Source organism: Ruegeria sp. BF6 (assembly GCF_056538665.1).
In genome coordinates this window covers 28,918-53,349 of sequence record NZ_JBQFTN010000022.1, presented here as the reverse complement: position 1 = coordinate 53,349, position 24,432 = coordinate 28,918, and the positions used below count along the sequence as shown (strand labels likewise).

General features: G+C 58.7%; 23 protein-coding genes, 1 tRNA gene and 1 pseudogene. 15 read left to right on the top strand and 10 right to left on the bottom strand.

Annotated features, from left to right (window positions below; translation table 11 throughout):
• Window positions 1-106 precede the first annotated feature (106 nt).
• Window positions 107-1,192, top strand: a complete 1,086-nt coding sequence (locus ACR0IM_RS23010) for a CHAT domain-containing protein (RefSeq protein WP_480683320.1) — start codon at window positions 107-109, stop codon at window positions 1,190-1,192.
• A gap of 661 nt (window positions 1,193-1,853) precedes the next feature.
• Here the strand turns inward: ACR0IM_RS23010 and ACR0IM_RS23005 are convergent.
• The 4 genes from ACR0IM_RS23005 to ACR0IM_RS22990 all read right to left on the bottom strand — a co-directional run bounded on the left by ACR0IM_RS23005 (window position 1,854) and on the right by ACR0IM_RS22990 (window position 5,550).
• Window positions 1,854-1,930: transfer RNA gene (locus tag ACR0IM_RS23005), tRNA-Arg, on the bottom strand.
• Between the two features lie 64 nt (window positions 1,931-1,994).
• Window positions 1,995-3,377, bottom strand: coding sequence for an ATP-binding protein (locus tag ACR0IM_RS23000; protein ID WP_480683318.1), 1,383 nt, complete (start codon window positions 3,375-3,377; stop codon window positions 1,995-1,997).
• Between the two features lie 18 nt (window positions 3,378-3,395).
• Window positions 3,396-4,814, bottom strand: coding sequence for a dihydrolipoyl dehydrogenase family protein (locus ACR0IM_RS22995; protein WP_480683317.1), 1,419 nt, complete (start codon window positions 4,812-4,814; stop codon window positions 3,396-3,398).
• A gap of 4 nt (window positions 4,815-4,818) precedes the next feature.
• Window positions 4,819-5,550, bottom strand: a complete 732-nt coding sequence (locus ACR0IM_RS22990) for a TVP38/TMEM64 family protein (protein ID WP_480595971.1) — start codon at window positions 5,548-5,550, stop codon at window positions 4,819-4,821.
• A gap of 296 nt (window positions 5,551-5,846) precedes the next feature.
• Between ACR0IM_RS22990 and rpmH the strand changes: the two genes are divergently transcribed.
• The 11 genes from rpmH (at window position 5,847) to ACR0IM_RS22935 (ending at window position 16,082) form a co-directional block, all read left to right on the top strand.
• On the top strand, window positions 5,847-5,981 hold the full coding sequence (gene rpmH, locus ACR0IM_RS22985) for a 50S ribosomal protein L34 (protein WP_005980833.1): 135 nt from the start codon (window positions 5,847-5,849) through the stop codon (window positions 5,979-5,981).
• A 25-nt stretch (window positions 5,982-6,006) separates the two neighbouring features.
• A complete protein-coding gene (gene rnpA / locus ACR0IM_RS22980) occupies window positions 6,007-6,432 on the top strand; it encodes a ribonuclease P protein component (protein WP_480642766.1) in 426 nt (141 codons plus the stop codon).
• Window positions 6,429-6,671, top strand: coding sequence for a membrane protein insertion efficiency factor YidD (yidD, locus tag ACR0IM_RS22975; RefSeq protein WP_480642768.1), 243 nt, complete (start codon window positions 6,429-6,431; stop codon window positions 6,669-6,671). Before rnpA ends, yidD begins: the two co-directional genes overlap by 4 nt.
• Window positions 6,672-6,738: 67 nt before the next feature.
• The gene (locus tag ACR0IM_RS22970) at window positions 6,739-8,355 is read left to right on the top strand and encodes an acyl-CoA dehydrogenase family protein (RefSeq protein WP_480683316.1); all 1,617 of its coding nucleotides are present in this window, start codon (window positions 6,739-6,741) and stop codon (window positions 8,353-8,355) included.
• Between the two features lie 44 nt (window positions 8,356-8,399).
• The gene (gene ttcA / locus ACR0IM_RS22965) at window positions 8,400-9,293 is read left to right on the top strand and encodes a tRNA 2-thiocytidine(32) synthetase TtcA (RefSeq protein ID WP_480595963.1); all 894 of its coding nucleotides are present in this window, start codon (window positions 8,400-8,402) and stop codon (window positions 9,291-9,293) included.
• Between the two features lie 72 nt (window positions 9,294-9,365).
• Window positions 9,366-10,910, top strand: coding sequence for a putative bifunctional diguanylate cyclase/phosphodiesterase (locus tag ACR0IM_RS22960; RefSeq protein ID WP_480683315.1), 1,545 nt, complete (start codon window positions 9,366-9,368; stop codon window positions 10,908-10,910).
• A 123-nt stretch (window positions 10,911-11,033) separates the two neighbouring features.
• Window positions 11,034-12,863 (top strand): membrane protein insertase YidC, encoded by a 1,830-nt coding sequence (gene yidC, locus ACR0IM_RS22955; RefSeq protein ID WP_480683314.1) that lies wholly within the window; start codon window positions 11,034-11,036, stop codon window positions 12,861-12,863.
• Entirely contained in the window at window positions 12,860-13,597 is a 738-nt protein-coding gene (locus tag ACR0IM_RS22950) for an MOSC domain-containing protein (protein WP_480683313.1), read from the top strand. The genes yidC and ACR0IM_RS22950 overlap by 4 nt, the downstream gene beginning before the upstream one ends.
• Entirely contained in the window at window positions 13,594-14,247 is a 654-nt protein-coding gene (yihA, locus tag ACR0IM_RS22945; protein WP_480683312.1) for a ribosome biogenesis GTP-binding protein YihA/YsxC, read from the top strand. Before ACR0IM_RS22950 ends, yihA begins: the two co-directional genes overlap by 4 nt.
• On the top strand, window positions 14,244-14,612 hold the full coding sequence (locus tag ACR0IM_RS22940; RefSeq protein WP_480595953.1) for a DUF2946 domain-containing protein: 369 nt from the start codon (window positions 14,244-14,246) through the stop codon (window positions 14,610-14,612). The genes yihA and ACR0IM_RS22940 overlap by 4 nt, the downstream gene beginning before the upstream one ends.
• A 66-nt stretch (window positions 14,613-14,678) precedes the next feature.
• Window positions 14,679-16,082 carry a PepSY-associated TM helix domain-containing protein gene (locus ACR0IM_RS22935; RefSeq protein WP_480683311.1) on the top strand — a complete coding sequence of 468 codons (1,404 nt, stop codon included), beginning with the start codon at window positions 14,679-14,681 and terminating at the stop codon, window positions 16,080-16,082.
• Window positions 16,083-16,154: 72 nt separating this feature from the next.
• Here the strand turns inward: ACR0IM_RS22935 and ACR0IM_RS22930 are convergent.
• Window positions 16,155-16,727, bottom strand: a pseudogene (locus tag ACR0IM_RS22930) (SDR family NAD(P)-dependent oxidoreductase).
• Window positions 16,728-16,844: 117 nt separating this feature from the next.
• On the opposite strand from ACR0IM_RS22930, the gene argB reads away from it, so the two are divergent.
• Genes argB through ACR0IM_RS22915 form a run of 3 tightly spaced genes read left to right on the top strand, consistent with a single transcriptional unit; the run spans window position 16,845 to window position 18,899 of the window.
• On the top strand, window positions 16,845-17,708 hold the full coding sequence (gene argB / locus ACR0IM_RS22925) for an acetylglutamate kinase (RefSeq protein WP_480683310.1): 864 nt from the start codon (window positions 16,845-16,847) through the stop codon (window positions 17,706-17,708).
• Between the two features lie 19 nt (window positions 17,709-17,727).
• On the top strand, window positions 17,728-18,405 hold the full coding sequence (locus ACR0IM_RS22920) for a ferredoxin (protein ID WP_480683309.1): 678 nt from the start codon (window positions 17,728-17,730) through the stop codon (window positions 18,403-18,405).
• On the top strand, window positions 18,402-18,899 hold the full coding sequence (locus ACR0IM_RS22915) for a SixA phosphatase family protein (protein ID WP_480683308.1): 498 nt from the start codon (window positions 18,402-18,404) through the stop codon (window positions 18,897-18,899). Before ACR0IM_RS22920 ends, ACR0IM_RS22915 begins: the two co-directional genes overlap by 4 nt.
• 44 nt (window positions 18,900-18,943) lie before the next feature.
• Here ACR0IM_RS22915 and ACR0IM_RS22910 read toward each other — a convergent pair whose 3' ends face one another.
• From ACR0IM_RS22910 to ACR0IM_RS22890, 5 genes are all read right to left on the bottom strand, one after another.
• Complete coding sequence (locus tag ACR0IM_RS22910) at window positions 18,944-19,735, bottom strand: amino acid ABC transporter ATP-binding protein (protein ID WP_302477163.1); 792 nt, start codon at window positions 19,733-19,735, stop codon at window positions 18,944-18,946.
• Between the two features lie 12 nt (window positions 19,736-19,747).
• Complete coding sequence (locus tag ACR0IM_RS22905; protein ID WP_480642780.1) at window positions 19,748-21,103, bottom strand: amino acid ABC transporter permease; 1,356 nt, start codon at window positions 21,101-21,103, stop codon at window positions 19,748-19,750.
• A 1-nt stretch (window position 21,104) separates the two neighbouring features.
• Window positions 21,105-22,373: an amino acid ABC transporter permease gene (locus ACR0IM_RS22900; protein WP_480595941.1), complete on the bottom strand. Its 1,269-nt coding sequence runs from the start codon at window positions 22,371-22,373 to the stop codon at window positions 21,105-21,107.
• Between the two features lie 127 nt (window positions 22,374-22,500).
• Window positions 22,501-23,517, bottom strand: coding sequence for an amino acid ABC transporter substrate-binding protein (locus ACR0IM_RS22895; protein ID WP_480595939.1), 1,017 nt, complete (start codon window positions 23,515-23,517; stop codon window positions 22,501-22,503).
• Between the two features lie 207 nt (window positions 23,518-23,724).
• Window positions 23,725-24,432 carry an ATP12 family chaperone protein gene (locus ACR0IM_RS22890; protein ID WP_480642781.1) on the bottom strand — a complete coding sequence of 236 codons (708 nt, stop codon included), beginning with the start codon at window positions 24,430-24,432 and terminating at the stop codon, window positions 23,725-23,727.

Genomic DNA, 24,432 nt, shown 5'->3' with positions numbered 1-24,432 from the left:
TCTCATCTCCACTCCTTGGCGGTTACGATGAGCCAGAAACCCTCTCTTATCAAATCGACCTAAACTGTCCCATTGGCGCTGACGTCAGACACACGACGATAGAATCGTGAGACAATACAGCGTATGGGCAGTGATCGAGAACAACCTGCTTACTCTTGATCACCTTGGCGTTCCGTTTGACACGTTAGAAAGTGAGCCGCCGAATGTTCAGTCGAAACTTCTCCAACTGGGAGCTTCATCACTTCAGGATTTTTCCCAGAGACAGTCTTTGATTATTGAAGGAAGCAATTTGCCGTCGGTCGATGCGCGTGAGGGATTGTCAAAAGGTGTCGCCGCCACATTTTACGATGGCCTTCAAGATGTAACACTATCGTGGTTCGATACTGAGGAAAGCCGTCGGGTTCAGTTAGTTCTAGCAGAGCACTTTGCACGCTACTCTGAAGAAACTCCGAGCTACAGGGACAAAGCTTTGGAGTTGGTCGAGACTGGGGGAGAATTCCGCGAACGTGTTCTGCTTGGGGCAGAAGGCTTACCTCTTTATGGGCAGATAGTTTCACGAGAAAGCCAATCATCACTTGGGCTGTTCACTGCCCAAGAAGACGAAGAAATGAAAAAAATGATTGAGGCAGTAAGGATGCAAAACTCAGTAAACGTACTTGTGCTTAACGCGACACCAGATGACCAAGGTCGCATTCGGGCAGACCGTGAGGCAGCCCTTTTGGAGGAGCAGCTTGAAATGGTCAAAAGCCCGAGGCGTGATTTACGTGTCGTCCAAAAATTTGCGGTACGATTGGAGCAAATTCAGAAGGAGCTACTGAACAACGAACCCAAAATCCTGCACTTTAGCGGGCATGGGGACGTGGGCAGCTTGTTGTTCGAAGACAAAGATGGAAAAACCGCTGAAATCGATAGTGAAGTGCTTGCAAGGATTGTCGCTGCATATGGAAACTTGGAATGTATAGTTCTCCATGCTTGCTTCACCGAACAGGTGGCAAAAGCGTGTAAGAAACACGTTGACGTTGTTGTAGGCTCTACCGACTCGATTGATGATCTGACTGCACCTAAATTCACTTACGCATTTTATCAGGGACTTGCCCACGGCCGACCTTATGAAAACGCTTTTGAAATGGGTCTAGCGGAAGTATCCACGGTTAGCTCGGAAGAAGCCGCCAAGTATATGTTGCTTTCATAAGGACGATAGCGCAATTGGTTTCTTGCCTGACCCACAGTCGATTGGTCACTGTTTCTAGCAGCTATGCTATCTACGAAACGTTGCAATGTCCGGTTTTCTACGGATCGCTGCCGTCATCAGCCACAACTGCCGCATTTGCAGCGAATGGCAGCTTGGTCGCCTCCTATTGCTTATTGCAGTTTGACAGAATGGTACAATCGCAAATGGCGGCGGGCCCTCTTTCCCCTTACATTCCCTTCGTTGGCCAGCGGGATTTGGACAAGCCAAACGCCTCTGGCCGTCAGGGTGAGGGCGCGGCCCTCCCCCTCGGGCAACCCCATTAGACAGGACCGTGTCCTCGGCTGTGCCTGCGGGCCGCACCACCCCTGTCGAATAGCGTTGCCTCGCCCCCTCCCGCGTTCGCCACGTGGCAGATCAGCAGGAACAGGCAGCTTCGCTGTCTGATCTGCAAATCAGCCCTGATTTTCCAAAGAGGAAGTCAGAACAAATCAAACTGCCTGCGGGAACATGAAATGGGGGCGGTGTGTTAGTTGATGACCCAAAGGTCAAATTCAACTGATGTCCAACGTTGGGGGCGCCTTCCGATGTCGAACGTTCACCCCGTTTCTAGTCCAACTGTGACGGTTGGGTCAGGTTCGTGTGACGTTCAACATGAAACCAGTGGCGGACCGAGGAGGATTCGAACCCCCGACCCCTTGATTCGTAGTCAAGTACTCTATCCAGCTGAGCTATCGGTCCGCGTTGGTGAGGCGCTATGTAGACCTACCTCCGGGCACGTGCAAGTCGATTCTTGAAAAATGTTCTAAAAAGTCACGTCACCCTGCGGCAGGCGGATTTCAAAGGTTGTTCCCTCAGGTCCGGTCTCGGCCAGAACAAGGTCTCCACCATGTCCGCGCACCAGTTCTTGCGAGATTGCCAGACCAAGGCCCGACCCCCCTTTGCGCACCCCGCCCTGAAACGGCGTGAAAAGATTCTCGCGCGCTTTGGGCGGCAAGCCCGGGCCGTTATCCTTAATCTCGACGCACCAGTCATTCTCGTGAACACATCCTGCGATCGTGATCTTGCCCGGCTTGCCCGACGCCACCAACGCCTGACGGGCATTGCGCACAAGGTTCATCATCACGCGGAACATCTGTTCCGGGTCTGCGCGGGCGATCAGATCCTCCGGCACTTCGTTGACGATCTCGACGCAGGCATTGGCCACGGCCAGTCTTTCGCTGGCGGCTACATCCTCGGCCACGTCTCGCAGGGGCACCACGGTCAGGGTCGGCGCAGGTTCCTCGGCGCGGCCAAAGGCCAGCGTACTCTCGCACAGGGACACGGCCCGGGTGATCGAGTTCACCAACTTCGGGGCCATACGGCGCACCAGCGGGTCGTCACTGGCCTCGATCCGGTCAGTGAAAAGCTGTGCCGAAGTCAGGATGTTGCGCAGATCGTGGCTGACCTTGGCCACAGCTCCGCCCAGCTGTGCGAGACGTTCACGTTGCTTCAAAGCCTGCGTCAATTCGGTCTGCAGCTGTTGCAGGGCTTCTTCCGCCTCGCGCAGTTCGGTCACTTTGGAATTGGGAGAGATAATTCCCCGTGCGTCCTCGGGTGCACCCGCATAGCGCTGCATATAGCCCACAACTCCCTTGATGGGCTTCACCAGAACAACCCGAACGGCCAGAAACAGGAAAAACGCGGTGATGATCGAAATGACAAATGACAGGCCCAGGATGCGCAGCCCATAATCCGTCATCGCCATGCGCAGGGGTTCGGTGTCTGTGGTGACCTCGATCAGCAACCCCGCCCCTTTGACAGGCTCACCGATCACGCGAATGACCTCATTTTCCGGCGTGAACAGACGCGTGACGGCATCTCTAATCAATATCCAAGGCCCCGCATCGCGCAGGTCGTAGGTTCTGGTGATCGGCTCGGGAATCGGGGAAGACAACATCAACTGCCGTACCTCATCCCGCCGCAGCACTACGTTATAGACCCCGGCATTGGCCAGCAGTTCGGCTTCAAGATCATCGGCCAGCATGTCATCGGCCAGCAGAGCCAATGACGCGATCTGGGCGCGCTCAAGCCGGTTCAGCAGGAAATCTTCGCGAAAACGCGCAATCGAGGGCACAAAGATCAGAACCTCGGCCAACATCACGAAGACCGTCGTCAGGATCAGAAATCGGCCCGACAGCGAGTTCACTAAGCTCTCCTTTTCCGGTCAGGGCATCCAGCGCTGGACGAACCGGACCACCCGTTTAACCATTTGATTCTCAAATAGCCTTGGCGAGAAATAGGCACCCGCCACCCTTTTGTTAAGCTCTCCGATCGTCGGATAAGGCGAAACCATTGCAGCGATCTGCCCCATCTTCAGGTTATTGGCCAAGACCAGCGACCACAAGTTGATCAATTCGCCCGCCTGATGCCCAACGATTGTGGTCCCGACTGGGCGGCCTTTTACGACCATGACCTTAATGAAGCCGTTCGTCTTGCGTTCCGAAATGGCGCGGTCGTTATGGTGATAGTCAAAGCGTACGATCTCGAGTTTGTCGCCGTGCTGGTCGCGCGCCTGCGCCTCGGTCAGGCCAATCTGCGCCAGTTCGGGATCGGTATAGGTGGCCCAAGGGATATGTGCTGTTTTCGCCTTTGACGGCAGTCCAAACAGGGCCGATCGGATGATAATCCCGGCGTGATATCCGGCCACATGGGTAAATTGCATCCCACCTGTAACGTCACCGATGGCGTAGACCTTCCGGTTCGTCGTCCGCAGCGTCTCATCCACCTTGATCCCGGTTCGGGTAGGTTCGATCCCCGCGGCCTTCAGGTTCAAACGGTCGGTATTGGCCTTGCGTCCGGCCGCCAGCAGCAGATGCGAGCCGGTATAGATGTCGCCATTCTCGGTCACGACCTCGACCAGGCCCTTATTGTTGCGAATTTGGGCAACCATTGCCTTTTCGTGAATCGCCACACCTTCGGCCCGCAGCGTGTCCAGCACAATCTCGGCCGCTTCGGGGTCGTCTTTGCCCAGCGCCTGCAGGCCCTCGATCACCGTCACCTCGCTGCCCAACCGGATATGGGCCTGCGCCATTTCCATGCCGATGGGGCCACCGCCAATAATCACCAGATGCTCCGGTTTTTCGCGCAGGTCGAAGATGGTTTCGTTGGTATAGTACGGCACCTGATCCAACCCGGGGATCGGTAGAAACAGAGGCGACGAGCCCGTCGCAATCACCACGCGTCGTGCAGTGATCAAGTTCTCACCCGCTTGCACCTGGGTCGGAGAGACAAAGCTGCCAAATTCCCGGATCACCCGGACTCCGAACCCTTCGAACCGCTCCTGACTGTCCATCGGCTCGATCTGGGCGATCACGTCATACACGTGGTCCTTGGCGGCGGCGTAGTCGACTTGAGGGACTACATCCGCCACGCCCAGCGCGGCGGAATGCGCCTGCCCATAAGCCGCTTTTCCACTGGCGATCAGCGCCTTGGAGGGAACGCAGCCGAAGTTCAGGCAATCGCCGCCCATCTTGTGGCCTTCCAGCAGAATGACATCCGCCCCCATCTGGCTGGCCCCGGCCGCCACGGACAGACCGCCCGACCCGGCCCCGATCACCAGGATATCCGTTTTCAGGTCTCGCATGAGTTCAGGCGCCCTTTTTGCCACGCAGGACTTTGATGACTATCGGCAGAGCAGCCAGCACACACAAGCCGATGATTGGGCCGATGACGAAGGGCTCCCACAGCAGCGAGACATCCGGTGTCTCGCCCCGGTCGAACACACCGCCCAACCCGACACCGATCCACGTGTAGACGATGCCGCCCGGAATGATGCCCAGCGCGGTGGTAATCAGAAAGTTGCGGAACTTCACCCCCACCAACGCAGGAACTAGATTGGCCACAAAGAACGGCACTACCGGCACAAGGCGCAGCAGAAACAGGACCGAGATTTCGTTCTCACGCAGGCCTTCTTTCAGCTTTTTGATCGTCCCTTCAGAGGATTCCAACCGTGCGGTCAGGGATTTGCCTAGGCCCCAACGCGCCGCCAGAAAAATGGTCGAAGCGCCGATAGTGGCGGCAAAGACGTTGAAGACGGTGCCCGCAAACAGGCCGAACAGGAACCCTCCGGTCATCGAGGCAACAGCGGCCCCCGGCAGCGAAAAGGCCACAATCACGATATAAACCGTGATGAATACGGCTGCCATCACCCAATAGTGCGAGTCGCGCAACGCCAGCAGTGCCTCGCGATTGTCGCGCAGTGTCTCGAAAGTAAGGTAGTCGCCCAAGGTGAAGAACCCCACCGCGGCAACAGTGAGAATCACCAGCAACGGGATATGGCGCGCAAGCCCGCTGCGCGGTGCCTGAGTTGTATCGCTCATGAGGCTGTCCGGTTTTGTTCGTTTCATTCTGTCCCCAACATGCGCCGCCCAAGGCCCGCGCAACAGGGACTTCACGCGGCCTTGATGTTTACGGCAGGGAATGTGAGTGTTTGGGGTCTAAAACCACGATTTTGAAACCTTTTGCCCGACCCGGTTACAGAATTGTTGCAAAAGGCGTCAAAACTCACACCTAGGGGTTTGACTTACCCCCCGCTTCCCAGTAGAGGACGGGCTTCGAACACTAGGGCCAGGCGAATCCGCGCCGCACCCCACCGCTATAGATTGGAGACGGAGCGATGAAACGCACCTATCAGCCTTCGAACCTGGTTCGCAAACGCCGCCACGGTTTCCGCGCGCGCATGGCCACCAAGGCCGGCCGCAAAATCCTGAACGCGCGCCGCGCACGTGGCCGCAAGTCGCTGAGCGCGTAAACCGCTCACCGATCAGGTTATGAACATGACGCCGCCGGAGGCCCCTGTGGATGGTAAGAACCAGCCCGGGGAAACGCCCCCGGCGGCGTCCGTTTGCGCACCTGAAACTTTGACCGTTCTCAAGAAACGGTCAGATTTCCTGAAAGCCGCCCGCGCGCGTCGGCAGGGCACCTCATCGATGATGGTACAGGCCCGCAGGCGCGCCCCGGACGAAGCGCCGGGGATTCGTGTCGGTTTCACCTGTTCCAAGAAAGTCGGCAATGCTGTGGCTCGTAACCGCGCCAAGCGGCGTCTACGCGAGGCCGCCCGCGCCGTGCTGCCTGCGCAAGGACAGGACGGATGGGACTACGTTTTGATCGGCCGCGCCGAGGTCACTGCAGAACGCCCGTTCGACGCCCTTCTCGATGACCTGCGATATGCCCTGCGCAAAGTGCACGGGCCGCGGGAATGAAATTGCTGGCGCATATCCTTGCCTTGCCTGTCCGGGCCTATCGGCTGGTGTTCAGCCCTTGGGTTGGATTCAACTGCCGCTATCAGCCCACATGCTCGGCCTATGCCCTGGAGGCGCTGGAAAAACACGGGGCCATCAAAGGTGCATGGCTGGCGGCCCGGCGGATCGGGCGCTGCCATCCGTGGGGTGGTGACGGGTACGATCCGGTGCCCGAGTGCAAATGCGAAGATTCCGCGTGACCCCCGGTCAGACTTGACCCATCAAAATCTGCGCTAAACACTTGGACCCACAAAGCCCGAGCTCCAGATGACATCCGACGCGCACCAAAAGCTGCCCACGCATGAGGTCTTGAATCAACCGCCAATGCGCGGGGATTGCGACCTTTGGGCCGCCGACCCGGTGCTGCGCAATGCGGTTGGCTTCGCTGCAGGCCGCATCGCGCCTCTGGAGGCATATGGCGAGCACTTGGGACGCGCTGAGACCCGCGAATTGGGCCGCGTCGCAAACCAGCATCCGCCGGAACCACTGTTGTTCGACTCAGGCGGCAGGCGTTTGGACGAAGTTCGCTTTCACCCCGCCTACCATCAAATGATGCAGATCAGCCAATCCTCCGGATACGCCGCCCTGCCATGGGACGGGCAGCCGGGTGGCCATACTACTCATGCCGCGATGATCTATATGGCCAGTCAGGTCGAACCGGGGCACTGCTGCCCGTTGACCATGACCTATGCGGCCTATCCGGTGCTGGACGTGAACACGGATATAGCCGCAATCTGGCAACCAAAGCTGACGGCACGTACATACGACCCGGCTACAAAACCAATCACGCAGAAAACCAGTGCCACGCTGGGCATGGCGATGACCGAGAAACAGGGCGGCTCGGACCTGCGCGCCAATACCACCACGGCCACGCGGGATGGCGATCACTGGCACTTGCGCGGGCACAAGTGGTTTTGCTCGGCCCCGATGTCGGACGGATTTCTGACGCTGGCGCAGACCCTGGGCGGACTGACCTGTTTCCTTGTCCCCCGTTGGCTGGAGGGTGCGCGCAACGCTATTCAGCTGATGCGACTGAAGGATAAGCTGGGCAACAGGTCCAATGCCTCGGCTGAAATCGAATACCACGACGCACTGGCCTATCAACTGGGCGACGAGGGCGCTGGTGTGCACACGATCATCGAAATGGTGCACCATACGCGGCTGGATACGGCCATGGCCCCCGCGGGTCTGATGCGGGCCGCTTTGGCCGAGGCGCATCACTGGGTTACCCATCGCAGTGCCTTTCAGCGTCGGTTGATCGACCAGCCGCTGATGCGTGCGGTTCTGGCGGATCTGGTGCTGGACTGGGAAGGCGCGCTGACACTGGGGATGCGCGTAGCACAGGCGTTCGACGGCCAGGCCCCCGAGGACAAGGCATTTGCCCGGATCAGTGTCGCTCTGGCCAAGTTCCTGAACAACAAGCTTTGCCCCGTGGTCGTGGCCGAAGCAATGGAAGTGTTGGGTGGTATGGGTTATGTCGAGGATACCCCCCTGCCCCTGCTTTATCGTGAGGCCCCCCTGAACGGCATCTGGGAGGGGTCGGGCAATGTGATCTGCCTCGACATCTTGCGCACTCTTACCCGCGAGCCGCTGGCCGTTGATGTGTTGCAAACGGAACTGGACGCCGCAACGGGTGCGGACCGCGCCTATGACGCAGCCCTGAAGGCACATCGCGACCGATGGCCCAACCTACCCCCCGAGGCCGAGGCGCGCTGGTTTGCCGAACGCACGGCGCTGCTGCTCACGGCCTCACAACTTCTGCGCAATGCCCCCGGCGCGGTTGCCGATGGGTTCATAGGCACGCGTCTTTCGGGCGACAGCGGGCGCATCCCCGGGTCGGTGACCGGGCTGGACACAGGCGCGCTACTGGCCCGCCTCGGCTGACCGGTCCCCTTGCCCGGTTGCGTCAACTGCTGTAGGGGCTGCGCATGTTTGACGAAGCTGACGATATCCATCCGCTCTTTGCCGGCGCGCCCTCGACCACTGAGTTCAAGAAGCTGCGCAAACGCATCGTGCGCCAGACCCGCGAAGCCATTGAGCAATACGGGATGGTGGACCCGTCCGCCCATGACAAAGACGGCAAGCCGCCCCGCTGGCTGGTGTGCCTGTCGGGCGGCAAGGACAGCTATACCCTGCTGGCGGTCCTTTATGAGCTGAAATGGCGCGGGTTGCTACCGGTTGATCTGTTGGCCTGCAATCTGGATCAGGGTCAGCCCGGATTTCCGGCCACTGTCCTGCCCGAGTTTCTGGAACGCATGGGTGTACCCCACCGCATCGAATATCAGGACACCTATTCCGTTGTGATGGACAAGGTTCCGCAGGGCCGCACCTTTTGCGCGTTATGTTCCCGCCTGCGCCGGGGCAACCTATACCGGATCGCGCGCGAGGAAGGCTGCAGCGCCGTAGTTCTGGGCCATCACAGGGACGATATCCTTGAGACGTTCTTCATGAACCTGTTCCACGGCGGACGTCTGGCGACGATGCCACCGAAATTGGTGAACGAAGAAGGCGACCTATTCGTCTTCCGCCCGCTGGCCCACGTGGCCGAGGCCGATTGCGCGAAATTCGCCACCTCGATGAACTACCCCATTATCCCCTGCGACCTGTGCGGAAGTCAGGACGGGCTGCAGCGCCAACAGGTCAAGCAGATTCTGGATCAGTGGGAAAAGAACAGCCCCGGCCGGCGTCAGGTGATGTTTCGGGCCCTGACCAATGCGCGGCCCTCGCATTTGCTGGACCCGAAACTGTTCGATTTCCAGGCGCTCGCGCTAAACCCCGGCGAAAAAGACGAAAATTCGGGTGAAATTCCACTGTTGCGTTAACGTCTGACTCAGATTGGTTTTCTACGGTTGCCCAATACGTGCTATGCCTAAACGTAGGGGCCCAGAAAACCGATGTGGAAACGTTTCTCCGTTGAACGCGTTCTCGATGCTCTAACTTCCATTCTGAGCGGACCCGCCGCTTTGGCTTTTGTCCCAGCGATCAGCCTGGCGGCTTTCTGGATCGGCGGGGAACGGGCATTGGTGGTTGCCGCCCTATGCCTGCCGCTGGTTTTCCTGGGTGCCGCCACATTTGACGCCCGCTCCGACCAGCAGCGCCAGCGGCGCAACGCGCCCGGCGGCATGATGGCCATTGACGCCTTTGCCGCGGAAATGGAAAGTACTTTTAAAACATTCGCGCCCGGGGGGGCAGATTCAGCCTGCATCCTCGTTGCGCTGGACGACTATTCAGATTTTCTGGATTTGCACGGCAACGCCGCGGCCGATCATCTGGCCGACCAATTTAGCCGCCGCATCCTCTCGGTCATACGCACGCAGGATATCGTGACCCGCCTGGACCAGAACAAGACCGCAATTGGCCTGCAACCTTCGCGCCAGCTGGATCTTGAGGCCTGCATTCAGATGGCCGGGCGCATTCAGGCCGTTGTTGAGGAGCCTTTCACACTCAACGGTACAGGAGTGTATGTGTCCTGCTCGATCGGGTTCAGCCAGCTTTCCAGCGCCGCTGATGGCCAGTACGAAGACTGGATCGACGCCGCCTCGGCCGCTTTGGGCGAAGCGCAAAGAAACGGACCGTCAACCATTCGCGCCTTTTCCAGCGAAACGCAGCGTCGTTCGCGCATTCGTGCCAATCTGCGCAAAGAGTTCGAAACGGCGCTGGACAACGGTGAAATCCGCCCCTGGTACCAGCCTCAGATTTCGACCAACACGGGGCGCGTGACCGGGTTCGAGGCGCTGGCCCGCTGGGAACATCCTCAAAAAGGGGTGTTGAGCCCACAGGTGTTCCTACCCTTCGCCGAACAGGCCGAGTTGATGGAGAAACTTGGACAGGCGATGCGGCATCACGCCTTTGCTGCCATGCGCGATTGGGATCGTGCCGGGATAGTGGTGCCCCGGATCGGTGTGAATTTCTCATCCGACGAACTGCGCGACCCGGTCCTGATCGACCGACTGAAATGGGAACTGGACCAGAATGACCTGACGCCCGACCGCCTAGCGGTTGAGATTCTGGAAACCGTGTTCTCGCGGCGACCCGACGATGTGATCACCCGCAACGTGACGAGCATGTCCAAACTTGGATGTTGCATTGATCTGGATGATTTCGGCACCGGGCATGCCTCGATTGCATCGATCAAGCGCTTTAATGTCTCGCGGATCAAAATCGACCGGTCCTTTGTCGCCAAAGCGGATCGTGACGCCAGCCAGCAGCAGTTGGTAAGCGCCATCCTGACCATGTCCGAGCGCCTGAATGTCGAAACGCTGGCCGAAGGGGTTGAAACTCAGGGCGAACATGCCCTGATGGCCCAACTGGGATGCGATCATGTTCAGGGCTTCGGGATTGGCAAACCGATGCCGTTTGAAAAGACGCTGGACTGGGTTGCCGCACATCAGAACAAAGTCAACGGAGTGCCGAAAATCGGGCGCAGAACTGGCCCGTAATCGAAGATTTCCACCACAGAAACGCGATCCGTGACGAATTAACAAGCGATTCCGCTTGACCTTTGGGCCAGCACTCTGTTGAACCCACCGGGTGTGTTTCACTGCTTAAGGTGGCTGTCCCCGATGGACGATCAGAACAAGAATCTCATCCTTGCAACCGCGCTCAGCTTTCTCGTGATCCTTGTTTGGTTCGTGCTGTTCCCGCCGCCGGAACAAGAGCTCGCACCAGATCAGGCCGAGGTGACCGCTGTCGACGGCAGTGAGATTCAAACGCCCAACGCTGCGGGCACCAGCACCGTGGGTGAAGCGACAACTGCCGCCGAAGAAACCCTGCCCGAAGAACAGGCCCCACGGGTCGAGATCGACACCCCTCGCCTGAAGGGCAGTCTGTCGCTGTCGGGCGGTCGCATCGACGAGTTGTTTCTGAAGGACTACAAGGTCTCGATCAAAGAAGGCGCACCAATCGTCGAGCTTCTGTCTCCGGTCGGATCGGATTCGGCTTATTACGCCCTCTATGGCTGGGCTCCGGGTGCCGGAGTGGCCGGCGCCGACGTACCGGGCCCGAACACTCTTTGGACTGTGGAACAGGGTGAGGCGCTGGGGGTCGACACACCGATCACCCTGAATTGGGACAACGGCAAAGGGCTGACCTTCCGCCGCACGATCTCGGTTGACGAGGACTATATGTTCACGGTCAACCAGTCCGTCGAAAACAACAGCCAGGCCGCGGTTGGAATGGCCCCCTATGGTATTCTGGCCCGCCACGGCATTGGTGAGGACGGCGACCTGCCCGACCTGAAGAACTTCTTCATCCTGCATGAAGGCGTGATTGGCATGGCCGATGGAACACTGGCCGAGATCGACTACGGCGATGTCCGCGATTTCGACATCGACCCCAACGAACGGGCGCAGGCCGAGGTTTATCAGGTCAAGGAAGACGGCTGGATCGGCTTTACCGACCACTATTGGATGACCACGCTGATCCCCGAACCCGGGACCGCGTTCAAGGCCGCCGCGAAATACGACGCGCGCCGCAAAATCTATCAGACCGAAACGGTTCTGCCGACGGTAACTGTTGCCCCCGGTGCGACCGAAGAGGTCACCACTCAGTTGTTCGCCGGTGCCAAGGAATGGGAAACCATCCGTGAATATCAAGCGGAAGGTGTCCAGAAGTTCATCGACAGCATCGACTGGGGCTGGTTCTTCTTCCTGACCAAGCCGATCTTCTGGCTGCTGCACAACATCAATGCCCTGATCGGCAACATGGGCTGGTCCATTATCGGCCTGACCCTGATCATCAAGGCCATCCTGTTCCCGCTAGCGTTCAAGTCCTATGTCTCGATGGCGAAGATGAAGGAACTCCAGCCGCAGATGGAGGCTTTGAAAGAGGCCGCTGGTGACGACCGTCAGAAGATGCAGCAGGGCATGATGGAGCTGTACAAGAAGGAAAAGGTGAACCCGGCTGCGGGCTGTCTGCCGATCCTGATGCAGATTCCGATCTTCTTCTCGCTGTACAAGGTGATCTTCGTCACGATCGAACTGCGTCAGGCCCCGTGGTTTGGCCCGTTCCAGGACCTCAGCGCGCCGGATCCGACCTCGATCATGAACCTGTTCGGCCTGCTGCCCTTTGCCGGTCCGCAGCCAGACAGCCTCATGGCACTGATCTTCATCGGCATCCTGCCGCTGCTGCTGGGTATCTCGATGTGGCTGCAACAAAAGCTGAACCCGGCACCAACCGACCCGACACAGGCGATGATCTTTGCCTGGATGCCGTGGGTGTTCATGTTCATGCTGGGCAGCTTTGCCAGCGGGCTGGTGGTTTACTGGATCGCAAACAACACGATCACGTTTACTCAGCAGTACCTGATCATGCGCAGCCAGGGTTACAAACCGGACGTGTTCGGAAACATCAAGTCCGGCTTCAAGCGCACGCCGAAAACGGATGATAAATGACAGCTGAAGTGACCCAGCTTTGCCGGCACCCGATCAAAAGCCATGGTCGGGAAACTGTCGCAACCGTAAATGTGATCCCCGGGCAGACCATGCCCGGGGATCGTGTTTGGGCGGTTGCGCATGAGGCGTCCAAGGCGGACGGCTCGGAATGGGTGCCGTGCGCCAATTTCAGCCGGGGCGCAAAAGCGCCGAAGCTGATGGCAATCTCGGCGCTGTCCAACGGTGAAACCCTGACGTTGTCCCACCCGGACCGCCCGGACCTGACCTTTGCCCCGGACAGCGAGCAGCAGGCGTTTCTGGACTGGGTCAAACCACTGATGCCTTCAGACCGGGCCGCCTCGGCGCGGATCATCCGGGTTCCGGGGCGCGGCATGACCGACAGCGATTTTCCCTCAATCAGCCTGTGCAACATGTCGTCTCACCGCGCAGTTGGACAAAAACTGGGGCAGGACCTTTCAATCCACCGCTGGCGCGGTAACATCTGGTTCGATGGAATGCCGCTGTGGGAGGAATTCGAATGGCTGGACCGCGAAGTTCGCATCGGCGGGGCGGTGTTCCGCGTCCGTGAACGCATCACGCGCTGTCTGGCAACAACGGCAAACCCGGAAACAGGCCTGCGCGATGCAGATACTCTGGACGCGTTGGAAACCTGGGGACACAAGGATTTTGGCGTCTATGCCGAGGTTCTCAAAGGTGGCGAAATCTCCGTTGGCGACAAGGTGGAACCGCTATGAGTACACTCCCCTTTCCCCTGGCGAAAGACCCGGACGAATTCGCGTCGGAGCGTGGTCGTAAACTGTTTGCAGGCGAGTCCGAATTCGTCAAAGGCGTGGTTGCAATGAACGGCCTGCCCGCGCCCGACCGGCTGGAGGTCTGCTTTGCGGGCCGCTCAAACGTGGGGAAATCCAGCCTGATCAATGCGCTGACCGGCACCAAGGGGCTGGCACGCGCCTCGAATACGCCGGGCCGTACCCAAGAAATCAACTTCTTCACCCAAGGCCCCGAACTGTATCTGGTTGACCTGCCCGGTTATGGCTATGCCAACGCGCCGGTGAAGGTGGTGGAGAAGTGGCAACGGCTGTTGAAACAGTACCTGAGTGGTCGTCAGACCCTGCGCCGGGCCTTTGTCCTGATTGACTCGCGCCATGGAGTGAAACCGGTCGATGCCGAGATCATGGAGCTGTTGGATACCAGCGCCGTGACCTTTCAATGCGTGATGACCAAGGCCGACAAGGTCAAGGCCAAGGATCGCGAAAAGGTGTTGGAGCAGGTGCGTGGCGCGCTGTCTAGACACCCTGCGGCCTTTCCGGAAATCGTGCTGACCTCGTCTGAAAAAGGCGATGGCATTCCGACACTACGCTCGATCATCGCGCATCTGGAATGAGCCTGCCGGTTCGCCTCTTCGCCTTGTTGACCACGCTGGCGGTGTTGCTGACCGGCACGATCCCACAGGGTTGGATGCCAACCAAGGGCGATGACGGCAGAATGCTGCTGGTGCTGTGTACCGGCGAAGGGACAGTCGAACAATGGGTCGATCTGGGCCCGGACGATCCCATCCATGACAATGGTGACCAGCGCATCATGTGCCCTTTTGCGGGCCTGACTGCGGATGTAGATCTGCTCCCGGTCGGAGCAATCTTGCCTATTGGCACCTTGATCCAACCCCGCTGGCCACACCGCGACTTCACTCACCGCAGTGCCGGATTCCATTCCCGGTATGATGCAAGGGCCCCACCTGTCTTCTCCTGATTCATTTCAAATCATGAAAGCCTGCGCAGGCGCTGCGCGGGGCAATTTTCGAATCCGGAGAACACTATGGCACTGGATAGCCAAACCCTGGGGGAAACCCCGGCGCAGACCACTGCTGCGCAAAAATTCTATTTCGCCGCCTGGCGGTGGCATTTCTACGCGGGGATTTTCGTCATCCCCTTCCTGCTAATTCTGGCCGTCACCGGCTTGATTATGATGTTCATTACGCAGTTTGACGGGCGAGACGGTGAAAAGATCGCGGTCGAGGTTCAGGGCGCGGCCCTGACCGCCTCACAACAGGCCGAGGTCGCTCTGACAGAGGTTCCGGGCACCGTCGTTGAATGGATCGGTCCGAAGGCCGCTGATCTGGCCACCGTCTTCCGTATCAAGACCGAAGCGGGTCAGCGTCTTGTGGCCGTCGACCCCTATGCCGGAGAGGTTCTGCAGGTCTGGGATCGCCGCGCAGGGTGGTACGATCTGGCGGACAACATCCACTCGACCCTGCTAATCGGCACGACAGGGGACCGCATTCTTGAGATCGCCGCAGGGCTGAGCCTGCTACTGGTCTTCACCGGCCTTTACATGTGGTGGCCGCGCGACAACGCTATTGCGGCCTTAGTGCCCAACCTGCGCGCGCGGGGCCGCGCCCTGTGGAAATCCCTGCACGTCGTGACCGGATTTTGGATGTCGCTGCTTCTGGTGTTTTTCCTGATCTCGGGCCTGTCCTGGGCGGGTGTCTGGGGCGGGATGATCGTCCAGCCTTGGAGCAGCTTTCCGGCTGAGAAATGGGACAACGTGCCCCTCTCGGACGAAACCCATGCCAGTATGAACCACGGCCACCAGAACGATGTCCCCTGGGCGCTGGAGCAGACACCGATGCCTGCCTCGGGTTCTGAAGCCGGGATCGAAGGCGTTCCGCAGGGCACTTCGGTGAATATCGACGCGCTTGTGGCATTGGGAACCACTCTGGATATGACCGGGCGGTTCCGCGTGGCATATCCCGGTGGCGAAACCGGGGTCTGGACCCTGAACCGGGACAGCATGAGCAGTGACTCGACCGATCCGGTCAATGATCGGACCATCCATGTGGACCAGTACACTGGAAAAATCCTGGCTGACGTCCGGTATCAGGATTATTCGCTGATGGGTAAATCCATGGCCCTTGGCATACCATTCCACATGGGCCTGATAGGCATGTGGAACTTTATCCTGAATCTGGTGTTCTGCCTGTCGGTGATCTTTGTCTGCGTCTCGGGGGTGGTCATGTGGATCAAGCGCCGCCCGCAACGCGCAGGGCGTCTGGCCGCGCCACCGATGCCAGCGGAGTTGCCCTTGTGGAAAGGGGCCGTTCTGATTGGGCTGTTCACCGCGATGGCCTTCCCTCTGGTCGGTCTTACATTGTTGGCCGTGCTGCTTTTCGACCTGCTGGTGGTCAGCAATATCCCGGCGATGAAACGCGCCCTGAACTGACGCAACTGGCCGCACCGATCCGTTCGGTGCGGCCATTTCCGCGATCCGGTCTCGGCACAACCTTCCAAAGGTCTAAACGTGATGCGCCCCATTCACCTCGATTTTCGCACTGGAAATACACGAGACTTCCTGAGAGCACCCGAAGTAGATCGCGGCAGCAACTTCTTGTGACTGCCCGATTCGGCCCAACGGCAGTTTCTCCACCGTTTTATCGGTACCAGGGTTCAGGATTGGGTTTTCAACCTCACCGGGCGCGATGGCGTTCACACATACACCCCGTGGACCTCAGTCACGTGCCATTTCCCGCGTCAGTGCGGCCAGTGCCGCTTTGGATGTAGCGTAGGCAACGCCTGTAGATGGATGAACGCGCGAACCTGCAATGGATGTCTCATTTACGAATTATCCATGGGCTGCGGCCAACTCATCTTTCAACCCACGCGCCAGAATACCAACTGAATTGATCGTGTCGGCCGGATCGCTCAGATCCAGTTGCACATGGTTTTCTTTTCCTTCCCACGAACAATCTTCGGGCACAGGAGCACGCGAGCATGTAACAACCCACCAGTCTTCAGCATGGAACCGTCGCACCTTCGCGAAACCTATGCCCCGGCTTGCACCCGTCAAAATAAGAGCTTTTCTCTCCATCCGACGCGTTTCCTGATTCAAAGCGTGCGGACATACTAGGAGCGCCGAGTGCACTCACAACAGCGATCTTGGCTTATGCGGCCAAAACGCCTAACACGTGGGGAAGAGGACCAATATATGAAGACACGAGATATGAACCGGGACTGGATTGCCACCGCCGCCACTTTGAACAGCGCCTTGCCGTACCTACAGCGCTATGACGGCGCGATAGTCGTCATCAAACTGGGCGGTCACGCCATGGGCAGCGATGAGGCAATGGAGAGCTTTGCCCGCGACGTGGTGCTGATGAGGCAGGTCGGCGTGAACCCGGTGATCGTGCATGGTGGCGGTCCTATGATCAACGCGATGCTCGACCAGTTGGATATCCAGTCCGAATTCGTGAACGGCAAGCGTGTGACAGACAAAGCCACCGTTGAAGTGGTTGAGATGGTCCTGTCCGGTCTTGTGAACAAGCGTATCGTGCAGGCGATCAATGGTCAGGGCGGTACAGCCGTAGGGTTGTCCGGTAAGGATGCCAACCTCATGGTTTGCGATCAGGCCGATCCTGCGTTGGGATTTGTCGGCTCTCCGTCCAAAATGAACCCGAAAATCCTGCACGACCTGTTCGCGCATGACGTGATACCCGTGATCGCGCCCCTGGGTACGGGCACGAATGGCGAAACCTTCAACATCAATGGTGACACTGCCGCCGGGGCCATCGCATCTGCGCTCAAGGCTGACCGGCTGCTGCTTCTGACCGACGTGTCAGGCGTCAAAAACGCCGCCGGAGACGTGGTGACCGAACTTAAAGCCGGCCAGATCCGCGAAATGACATTGGACGGCACCATTGCGGGCGGCATGATCCCCAAAACCGAAACCGCGTTGGATGCGCTACACAGCGGCGTTCGCGCGGTGGTCATTCTGGATGGCCGCGCGCCCAACGCTGTGCTGTTGGAGCTTTTCACCGAGCACGGTGCGGGCTCGCTGATCCGGCCAGACTGACAATCGTGGCGGAGGAGACATGACCAGACACCCCCTGACCTCCTCTGCAGACACCTATGACCGTGTCGAGCGGTTCGCTCAGAATGCCGGGCTGATCATCATGGGCGCGTTGCATCCGCGTCTGACCGAAACCAAACAACTGGACGGGGGCACTCTGATCCTGTTGGGCGCAGGACCGGAATTTTGGCCGACCCTGAAAGCCTCTCCTGAATGGACCGGAGACCACCCGGTCGACCGTTGGTCATCGCGCGTGGTCGTAGGAATGGCGCGCGATCTCGGGGCTGACGCATACTTCCCGTTTGGTGGCCCACCCTACACGCCCTTTATCGATTGGGCGCTGAAATCCGGCCGTACCTTCAGCAGCCCGGTGGGCGCGCTGGTGCATGATACGGTTGGAATGATGATCTCATACCGCGGCGCACTGCATTTCGCCGAAGAATTCACCATCCCCGAAGCCCCCGGTATCTCACCCTGCACCTCCTGCCCGGCCCCCTGCACCAAGACTTGCCCGGTGGGAGCGTTGAACAGCCAGAGCTTCTATGACGTCGATGCCTGCCACGGCCACCTCTCCACTGAGGCGGGGGAAACCTGCATGACCGGCGGCTGCCTTGCGCGGTTGTCCTGCCCGCTCAGCGCGGGTGCCGGGCGCGACCCGGAACAATCCGCCCACCACATGAGAGCATTTCACCCGTTATGACCCGCACCCTGATCCTGACCCGCCACGCGAAGTCCAGTTGGGACAGCCCGGCGCTGAATGATCATGAGCGCCCCCTGAACAAGCGCGGACGCAAATCAGCCCCGGCGATTGCTGGGTGGTTACGTGATAACGGTTGGCTGCCGGATGAGGTGCTGAGCTCAACCTCGGCCCGTACGCGCGAGACCTGGGACAGAATGGGGCTGCAGGCCGATAAGGTTTGCTTCCACCGCACGCTCTATCATGCGGACCCAGAGGACATCCTGATTGATCTGTCAGGTGCCACGGAACCCACGGTGCTGATGCTGGGCCACAACCCCGGCATTGCTGCCTTTGCCGCCCGTATCGTCCGGCAAGCCCCGGATCACCCCCAGTTTCACGACTACCCGACCTGCGCCACAACCGTGATCCAGTTTGACATCGACGATTGGGCACGGGTCCGTTGGCGCAGCGGTTCCGTGCAGGGTTTTGTCATTCCGCGCGAGTTGCTGGAATAAAAAAGGCGGGGCAACATCCCGCCTTTTCGTCGAATTTGCTAAGATCAGTGACCCAGAATCTGGCTGAGGAACAGCTTGGTCCGTTCGCTCTGCGGGTTGTTGAAGAACTCTTCCGGTTCGTTCTGTTCCACGATCTGACCGGCATCCATGAAGATCACGCGGTTGGCGACCTGACGGGCAAAACCCATCTCGTGCGTCACACACAGCATGGTCATGCCTTCCTCGGCCAACTCGATCATGGTGTCGAGCACTTCTTTGATCATCTCGGGGTCCAGTGCCGATGTCGGTTCATCGAACAACATGATCCGCGGCATCATGCAAAGCGAGCGGGCAATCGCCACACGCTGCTGCTGACCACCAGATAGCTGACCGGGATATTTGTCGGCCTGCTCAGGGATTTTCACCTTTTCCAGAAAATGCATCGCGCGCTCTTCGGCCTCTTTCTTGGGCGTCTTGCGTACCCAGATCGGGGCCAGCGTGCAGTTTTCCAAAATGGTCAGGTGCGGGAACAGGTTGAAGTGCTGGAACACCATGCCAACCTCGGACCGGATCTTGTCGATGTTTTTCAGGTCATTCGACAGCTCGGTCCCATCCACAATGATCGTACCCTGCTGATGCTCCTCCAGCGCGTTCAGGCAGCGGATCAGGGTGGACTTGCCCGACCCCGATGGGCCCGCGATCACGATCCGCTCGCCCTGGTTGACGGTCAGATTGATGTCGCGCAGCACGTGAAAAGACCCGTACCACTTGTTCATGTTGGTGATTTCGATGGCGACCTCGTCGCTCACCTGCATCTTGGAGCGGTCGATTTCGCGTTCAATTGCAAGTTCAGACATGTGTTGAACTCCTTAACGATGGCCAGTCTGAAGCTTGCGCTCCAGGTACATGGAATAACGGGACATAGAGAAGCAGACGACGAAGAACAGAACGCCGATAAAGGCAAACAGTTCCCAGTAGACGCCGTTCCAGGCGGTATCGGCGCGGATGCCGTTGGTCAGGCCGATCACGTCGAACAGACCGATGATCGAGACCAGTGTGGTATCCTTGAAAATGCCGATAAAGGTCGACACGATGCCCGGGATCGAGATCTTCAGAGCCTGTGGCATGATGATCAACCGTTGCGCCTGCCAGTAGTTCAGGCCCAGACTGTCCGCGCCTTCGTACTGACCGCGCGGCAGGGCAGCCAGACCGCCCCTGATCACCTCGGCCATATAGGCGGCCGAGAAAAGGGTCATCATGATCATCACCCTCAGGATGATATCAAAATTGGTCCCCGGCGGCAGGAACAGGTTCAACAGCAGCGAGGCCACAAACAGCAGGGTGATCAGCGGCACGCCGCGGATGAACTCGATAAAGCCAACGCACAGATACTTAACGATCATCAGATCCGACTGACGGCCGAGTGCCAGAACGATACCGATGGGCAACGAGACACCGATGGCAACAACGCCCAACAGGATCGCCAGCATGAAGCCACCAAAGTCGCGGCTTTCCACCGGAGCGATGCCGATCGGAACGACGGAGTTGATCGCATCAGCAACTGCACCGGACGCAAACAACCACCAAAGAATTGGCAGCGCGGCTGCAAGGATCATTGCTGTCAGTGAACCCGCGACGGGCAGCACAAACTTGTATGCAAGATACCCAAAGGCAAGCCCGGCGGCGACCATCAGCGGTCCCCAGATGCTGCCGCCCCACATCAGCCAAGGCAGCAGGAACGGATAGGCCGCCGTCACTAAAAGAAGTTTGCGCGGTACTTTGGTAAACAGCACGGGCGCAATCGCGACAAGCAACAGGATGAAGGTCAGGTTCGGTCGGAAATAGGCCGGCCACGCGCCTGTTTCGGGCGGGTTTGACCATGTTGCATCCGGGTGCGCCGGATAAGGCGGATAGAACCCGTACAGCAATTGCAGCCACCGGTCCTTGATAACACCCCAGCAGGCATGACCATGAGTATCGCCCCATGTCGCCATCATGATTTCACGACATTCCGATAGGGAATTCGCATTCCAAACGGATTCGAACGTCCAACTCAGGATGTTCGAAAGCACGTAGTAGATGAAATACAGCGAGATGATGGTCAGGATGGTGTTCAGCCAGCTTGAGAACAGGTTGTGCCTGATCCAGCCCAGTACACCAACCTCGGATGCGGGTGGCGCCTTTTCCGGCAACATTTCCGTGCGGACAAATGAAACATCACTCATATTACCGCTCCACCAGTTTGACACGGTTGTTGTACCAGTTCATCACCGCCGAAATGCTCAGTGAGATGGTAAGATAGACCAGCATGAGCAGAAGAACGCATTCCAGCTCGCGTCCGGTCTGGTTCATGGTGATGCCGCCAAGGGTGCCAGTGATATCCATATATCCAACCGCAATCGCCAGTGACGAGTTCTTGGTCAGGTTCAGATAGTTCGAGATCATCGGCGGGATGATCACCCGCAGCGCCTGCGGCAGGATCACAAGGCGCATGGTTCGACCCGGGCGCAGACCCAGTGCAGATGCGGCCTCGGTCTGACCTTTAGAGATGGCCAGAATACCAGCGCGAACGATCTCGGCGATGAAAGCTGCAGTGTACAGTGACAGGGCCAGCCAGAGGGCAATCAGCGAGTTCCGCAGATGGGTGCCACCGGTGAAGTTGAAGCCTTTCAACTCGGGGTAGCCCAAGTGGAAGCCCAGCGCGCCCAACAGGATGGCCGACGGAACGATCAGCAGACCAAGTTGGATGTGCCAGATGGTCGGACGGTCACCAGTCTTTTCCTGCGTGGCATTGGCCCAGGCCGAGACCTTGCGCATGGCAAAGATACTGCCGCCGAATACGATCAGGAATGCAATCAGGTCCAGCGAAACATCAAACCGCAGGCTCGACGTGCCGAACAGGTGGATGTCGCCCAAACCGCGCGAGAACAGGAATTCGGGGATATAGACCCCGCGATTGGTCACGGCAACCGAGCCGAACAGATCCATCGTGGCTTCTGGATTTTCACCCCGGAAGGCGCGTGGCGATGGCAGGCTTTCGATCAGGATCGCCATGGCGAACACGATCCACAGCAGGACCGGAACGTTGCGGAACATTTCGACATAAACCGTCATGATCCGAGCGATCAGCCAGTTGTTCGACAGGCGCAGAACACCGACCATGACGCCAATGATCGTTGCAGTGATACAACCCAGAACTGCGACAACCAGCGTGTTCAGCAGGCCTATAAACGCCGCACGCAGATGGGTATCGCGCGAGTCGTATTCCAGCAGGCGTTGGTTGATGTCATAGCTCGACGGCTCGGCGAAAAAATCGAACCCGACTGTTCTGCCCAGCGTATCGAGGTTCTGAATGGTATTGTTGATAATCCAGGCTGCCAAAAGCATGAAACCGATCAATGCAATGACCTGAATGGTCGCAGATCGATACCGCGTATCGTAAAGGAGCATGGACAGCCGGAAGTGCTCCTTCGGCGGGTCAGTGAGTGTCGTCATGACCTATGTATTTCCCCGTGCATCCCGGTTTTTCAGTGGCAGAGTTGATCTCTGCTCAGAACGATCCGGGCGTGTTTCTTATGGATGGAAAAAGGGCGCGGGATGTCCCGCGCCCTTTTCCGTGGATTTAGCGGAAAGGCGGTGCGTACATCAGGCCGCCGTCGGTCCACTGTGCGTTCAAGCCGCGCGCCAGACCGATCGGAGTTTCCTCACCGATGTTCTTGGCAAAGACTTCGCCATAGTTACCACCGACTTTGATCGCGCGCTGTGCCCAGGTTGCGTCCAGACCCAGCATCTCACCCAGAGTGCCTTCGCTGCCCAGCAGACGGTTCACTTCGGGGTTGTCGGTGCCAGCGGCCATCTCGTCGATGTTGGCCGAGGTCACGCCCAGCTCTTCGGCTGCGATCAGCGCGTTCAGGGTCCAGCGGACCACATCGCCCCACTCGTGATCACCGTGACGGACCAGCGGGCCCAGCGGCTCTTTCGAGATGATTTCGGGCAGGATCACGTGATCGCCCGCGTTTTCAAAGGTGGCGCGGGTTGCAGCCAAGCCAGATGCGTCAGTGGTGTAGACGTCACAGGCACCAGCCAAGTACTGCTGCTGCGCTTCGGCGTTGGTTTCGATCGGAACCGGCTCGTAGCTCATGTTGTTGATGCGGAAGAAATCCGCCAGGTTCAACTCGGTGGTAGTACCGGTCTGGATGCAGACGGTGGCGCCGTCCAGTTCCTTGGCCGAGCTGACGCCCAGAGCCTTGGGAACCATGAAGCCTTGGCCGTCGTAGTAGTTGATGCCGACGAATTCGAACTTCAGGTCAACGTCGCGGCTGAAGGTCCAGGTGGTGTTACGGGCCAACATGTCGATCTCGCCCGACGCCAGCGCGGTAAAGCGGGTTTTACCGGTGGTCGGAATGAACTCAACAGCGGACGGATCGTCCAGAACGGCGGCTGCAACTGCACGACAAACCGCTACGTCAAAGCCCTGCCACTCACCGTTGGCATCCGGGCTGGCAAAGCCGGGTACACCGGTCGCCACGCCGCAGTTCAGCTTGCCGCGCGCTTTGACATCATCGATAGTCCCCGCTGCCGCCACACCAGCAGCCAGGCCGGCGATGGTTGCCACGCCCAAGAATACGGATTTTTTCATTTTTACCTCTTCCTGATTTTCCGTCCCGTTCAAAGGACGGTTCTGTCCGGCACCTCTGGCACCAGAAAGGTTTCCCAAAGGTGTCTCCCCTTTAGTGGCCACGAGTTTGGGCGCATTCATAAACAAACGTCAAGGGTTGGATCAGGGAAAACGATGGGTCAATTCAGAGAACACTTGCCCAACGTTCAAAAAAATGTGCCTGAGGGATCAAATCGAGAGGTCAAAGAACCGTTTGGCGTGCAAAAAGGCCATTTTCTTGGTCTCGGCAACCGTATGGGCTTCGTCATCATGGCCCCATTGCTCGATCTGCCACAACTCATCCAGCCTTGAAATCTGCCAGATTTCTTCCGCATCAGCCCGGTTTTGCGCTGCTGCAAATCCGAGGATGAGAGAGCCCGACAGGCTGACCAGATCGTGGAAGGCCGCCAGTTGAAAGTCATTTAGCGCATGCACACGCTGCCTGAGCGTTGTCAGAGCCTCCGCCGACTGGGGGTGGTGTAGCACACCGGCCACAGGCAACAGCCGCGCCGACAGCGTTTCGGCCGCCCACTCCAGCACCGGGTCCCATTGTTCGGCCTGACGCTGCTGCAACTCCTGCGGGTGAACCGCGCGGTAGCACAGCAGATCCGAATCGCCATAATCGGCCAACATATCTGCGACCTCGGCGTGTTGATGGTGGACCTTGTCGATGGCGGCATTTGCCGAGCGGGTGAAAGGCATCACTGACGGGTCGATCACTTTTTCCTGAGCGTCCCATTCCGCGGCGACCTCGTCGGCCATGGCACGAGTCGGCAGGACCAAAGCGGCCTTGGCCGGGGTTTTGACACGGCGACCGTCCAGCTCGATGGTATAGCCACGCTCGGTTTCGACCACCGCGCTCTCGGTCCAAAATCGCTTGGGTTTCCAGTCGCTCAT

Excerpts from the sequence above, each read along its gene's own strand:
- rnpA (WP_480642766.1), top strand. The coding sequence starts at position 6,007 with ATGACGCCGCCGGAGGCCCCTGTGGATGGTAAGAACCAGCCCGGGGAA.
- ACR0IM_RS22900 (WP_480595941.1), bottom strand. The coding sequence starts at position 22,373 with ATGACGACACTCACTGACCCGCCGAAGGAGCACTTCCGGCTGTCCATG.
- ACR0IM_RS22905 (WP_480642780.1), bottom strand. The coding sequence starts at position 21,103 with ATGAGTGATGTTTCATTTGTCCGCACGGAAATGTTGCCGGAAAAGGCG.
- ACR0IM_RS22910 (WP_302477163.1), bottom strand. The coding sequence starts at position 19,735 with ATGTCTGAACTTGCAATTGAACGCGAAATCGACCGCTCCAAGATGCAG.
- ACR0IM_RS22990 (WP_480595971.1), bottom strand. The coding sequence starts at position 5,550 with ATGAGCGATACAACTCAGGCACCGCGCAGCGGGCTTGCGCGCCATATC.
- ACR0IM_RS22960 (WP_480683315.1), top strand. The coding sequence starts at position 9,366 with ATGTGGAAACGTTTCTCCGTTGAACGCGTTCTCGATGCTCTAACTTCC.
- yidD (WP_480642768.1), top strand. The coding sequence starts at position 6,429 with ATGAAATTGCTGGCGCATATCCTTGCCTTGCCTGTCCGGGCCTATCGG.
- ACR0IM_RS22935 (WP_480683311.1), top strand. The coding sequence starts at position 14,679 with ATGGCACTGGATAGCCAAACCCTGGGGGAAACCCCGGCGCAGACCACT.
- rpmH (WP_005980833.1), top strand. The coding sequence starts at position 5,847 with ATGAAACGCACCTATCAGCCTTCGAACCTGGTTCGCAAACGCCGCCAC.
- ACR0IM_RS22940 (WP_480595953.1), top strand. The coding sequence starts at position 14,244 with ATGAGCCTGCCGGTTCGCCTCTTCGCCTTGTTGACCACGCTGGCGGTG.
- ACR0IM_RS22915 (WP_480683308.1), top strand. The coding sequence starts at position 18,402 with ATGACCCGCACCCTGATCCTGACCCGCCACGCGAAGTCCAGTTGGGAC.
- ACR0IM_RS22920 (WP_480683309.1), top strand. The coding sequence starts at position 17,728 with ATGACCAGACACCCCCTGACCTCCTCTGCAGACACCTATGACCGTGTC.
- ACR0IM_RS22970 (WP_480683316.1), top strand. The coding sequence starts at position 6,739 with ATGACATCCGACGCGCACCAAAAGCTGCCCACGCATGAGGTCTTGAAT.
- ttcA (WP_480595963.1), top strand. The coding sequence starts at position 8,400 with ATGTTTGACGAAGCTGACGATATCCATCCGCTCTTTGCCGGCGCGCCC.
- ACR0IM_RS22895 (WP_480595939.1), bottom strand. The coding sequence starts at position 23,517 with ATGAAAAAATCCGTATTCTTGGGCGTGGCAACCATCGCCGGCCTGGCT.
- yihA (WP_480683312.1), top strand. The coding sequence starts at position 13,594 with ATGAGTACACTCCCCTTTCCCCTGGCGAAAGACCCGGACGAATTCGCG.
- argB (WP_480683310.1), top strand. The coding sequence starts at position 16,845 with ATGAAGACACGAGATATGAACCGGGACTGGATTGCCACCGCCGCCACT.
- ACR0IM_RS22950 (WP_480683313.1), top strand. The coding sequence starts at position 12,860 with ATGACAGCTGAAGTGACCCAGCTTTGCCGGCACCCGATCAAAAGCCAT.
- ACR0IM_RS22890 (WP_480642781.1), bottom strand. The coding sequence starts at position 24,432 with ATGAGCGACTGGAAACCCAAGCGATTTTGGACCGAGAGCGCGGTGGTC.
- yidC (WP_480683314.1), top strand. The coding sequence starts at position 11,034 with ATGGACGATCAGAACAAGAATCTCATCCTTGCAACCGCGCTCAGCTTT.
- ACR0IM_RS22995 (WP_480683317.1), bottom strand. The coding sequence starts at position 4,814 with ATGCGAGACCTGAAAACGGATATCCTGGTGATCGGGGCCGGGTCGGGC.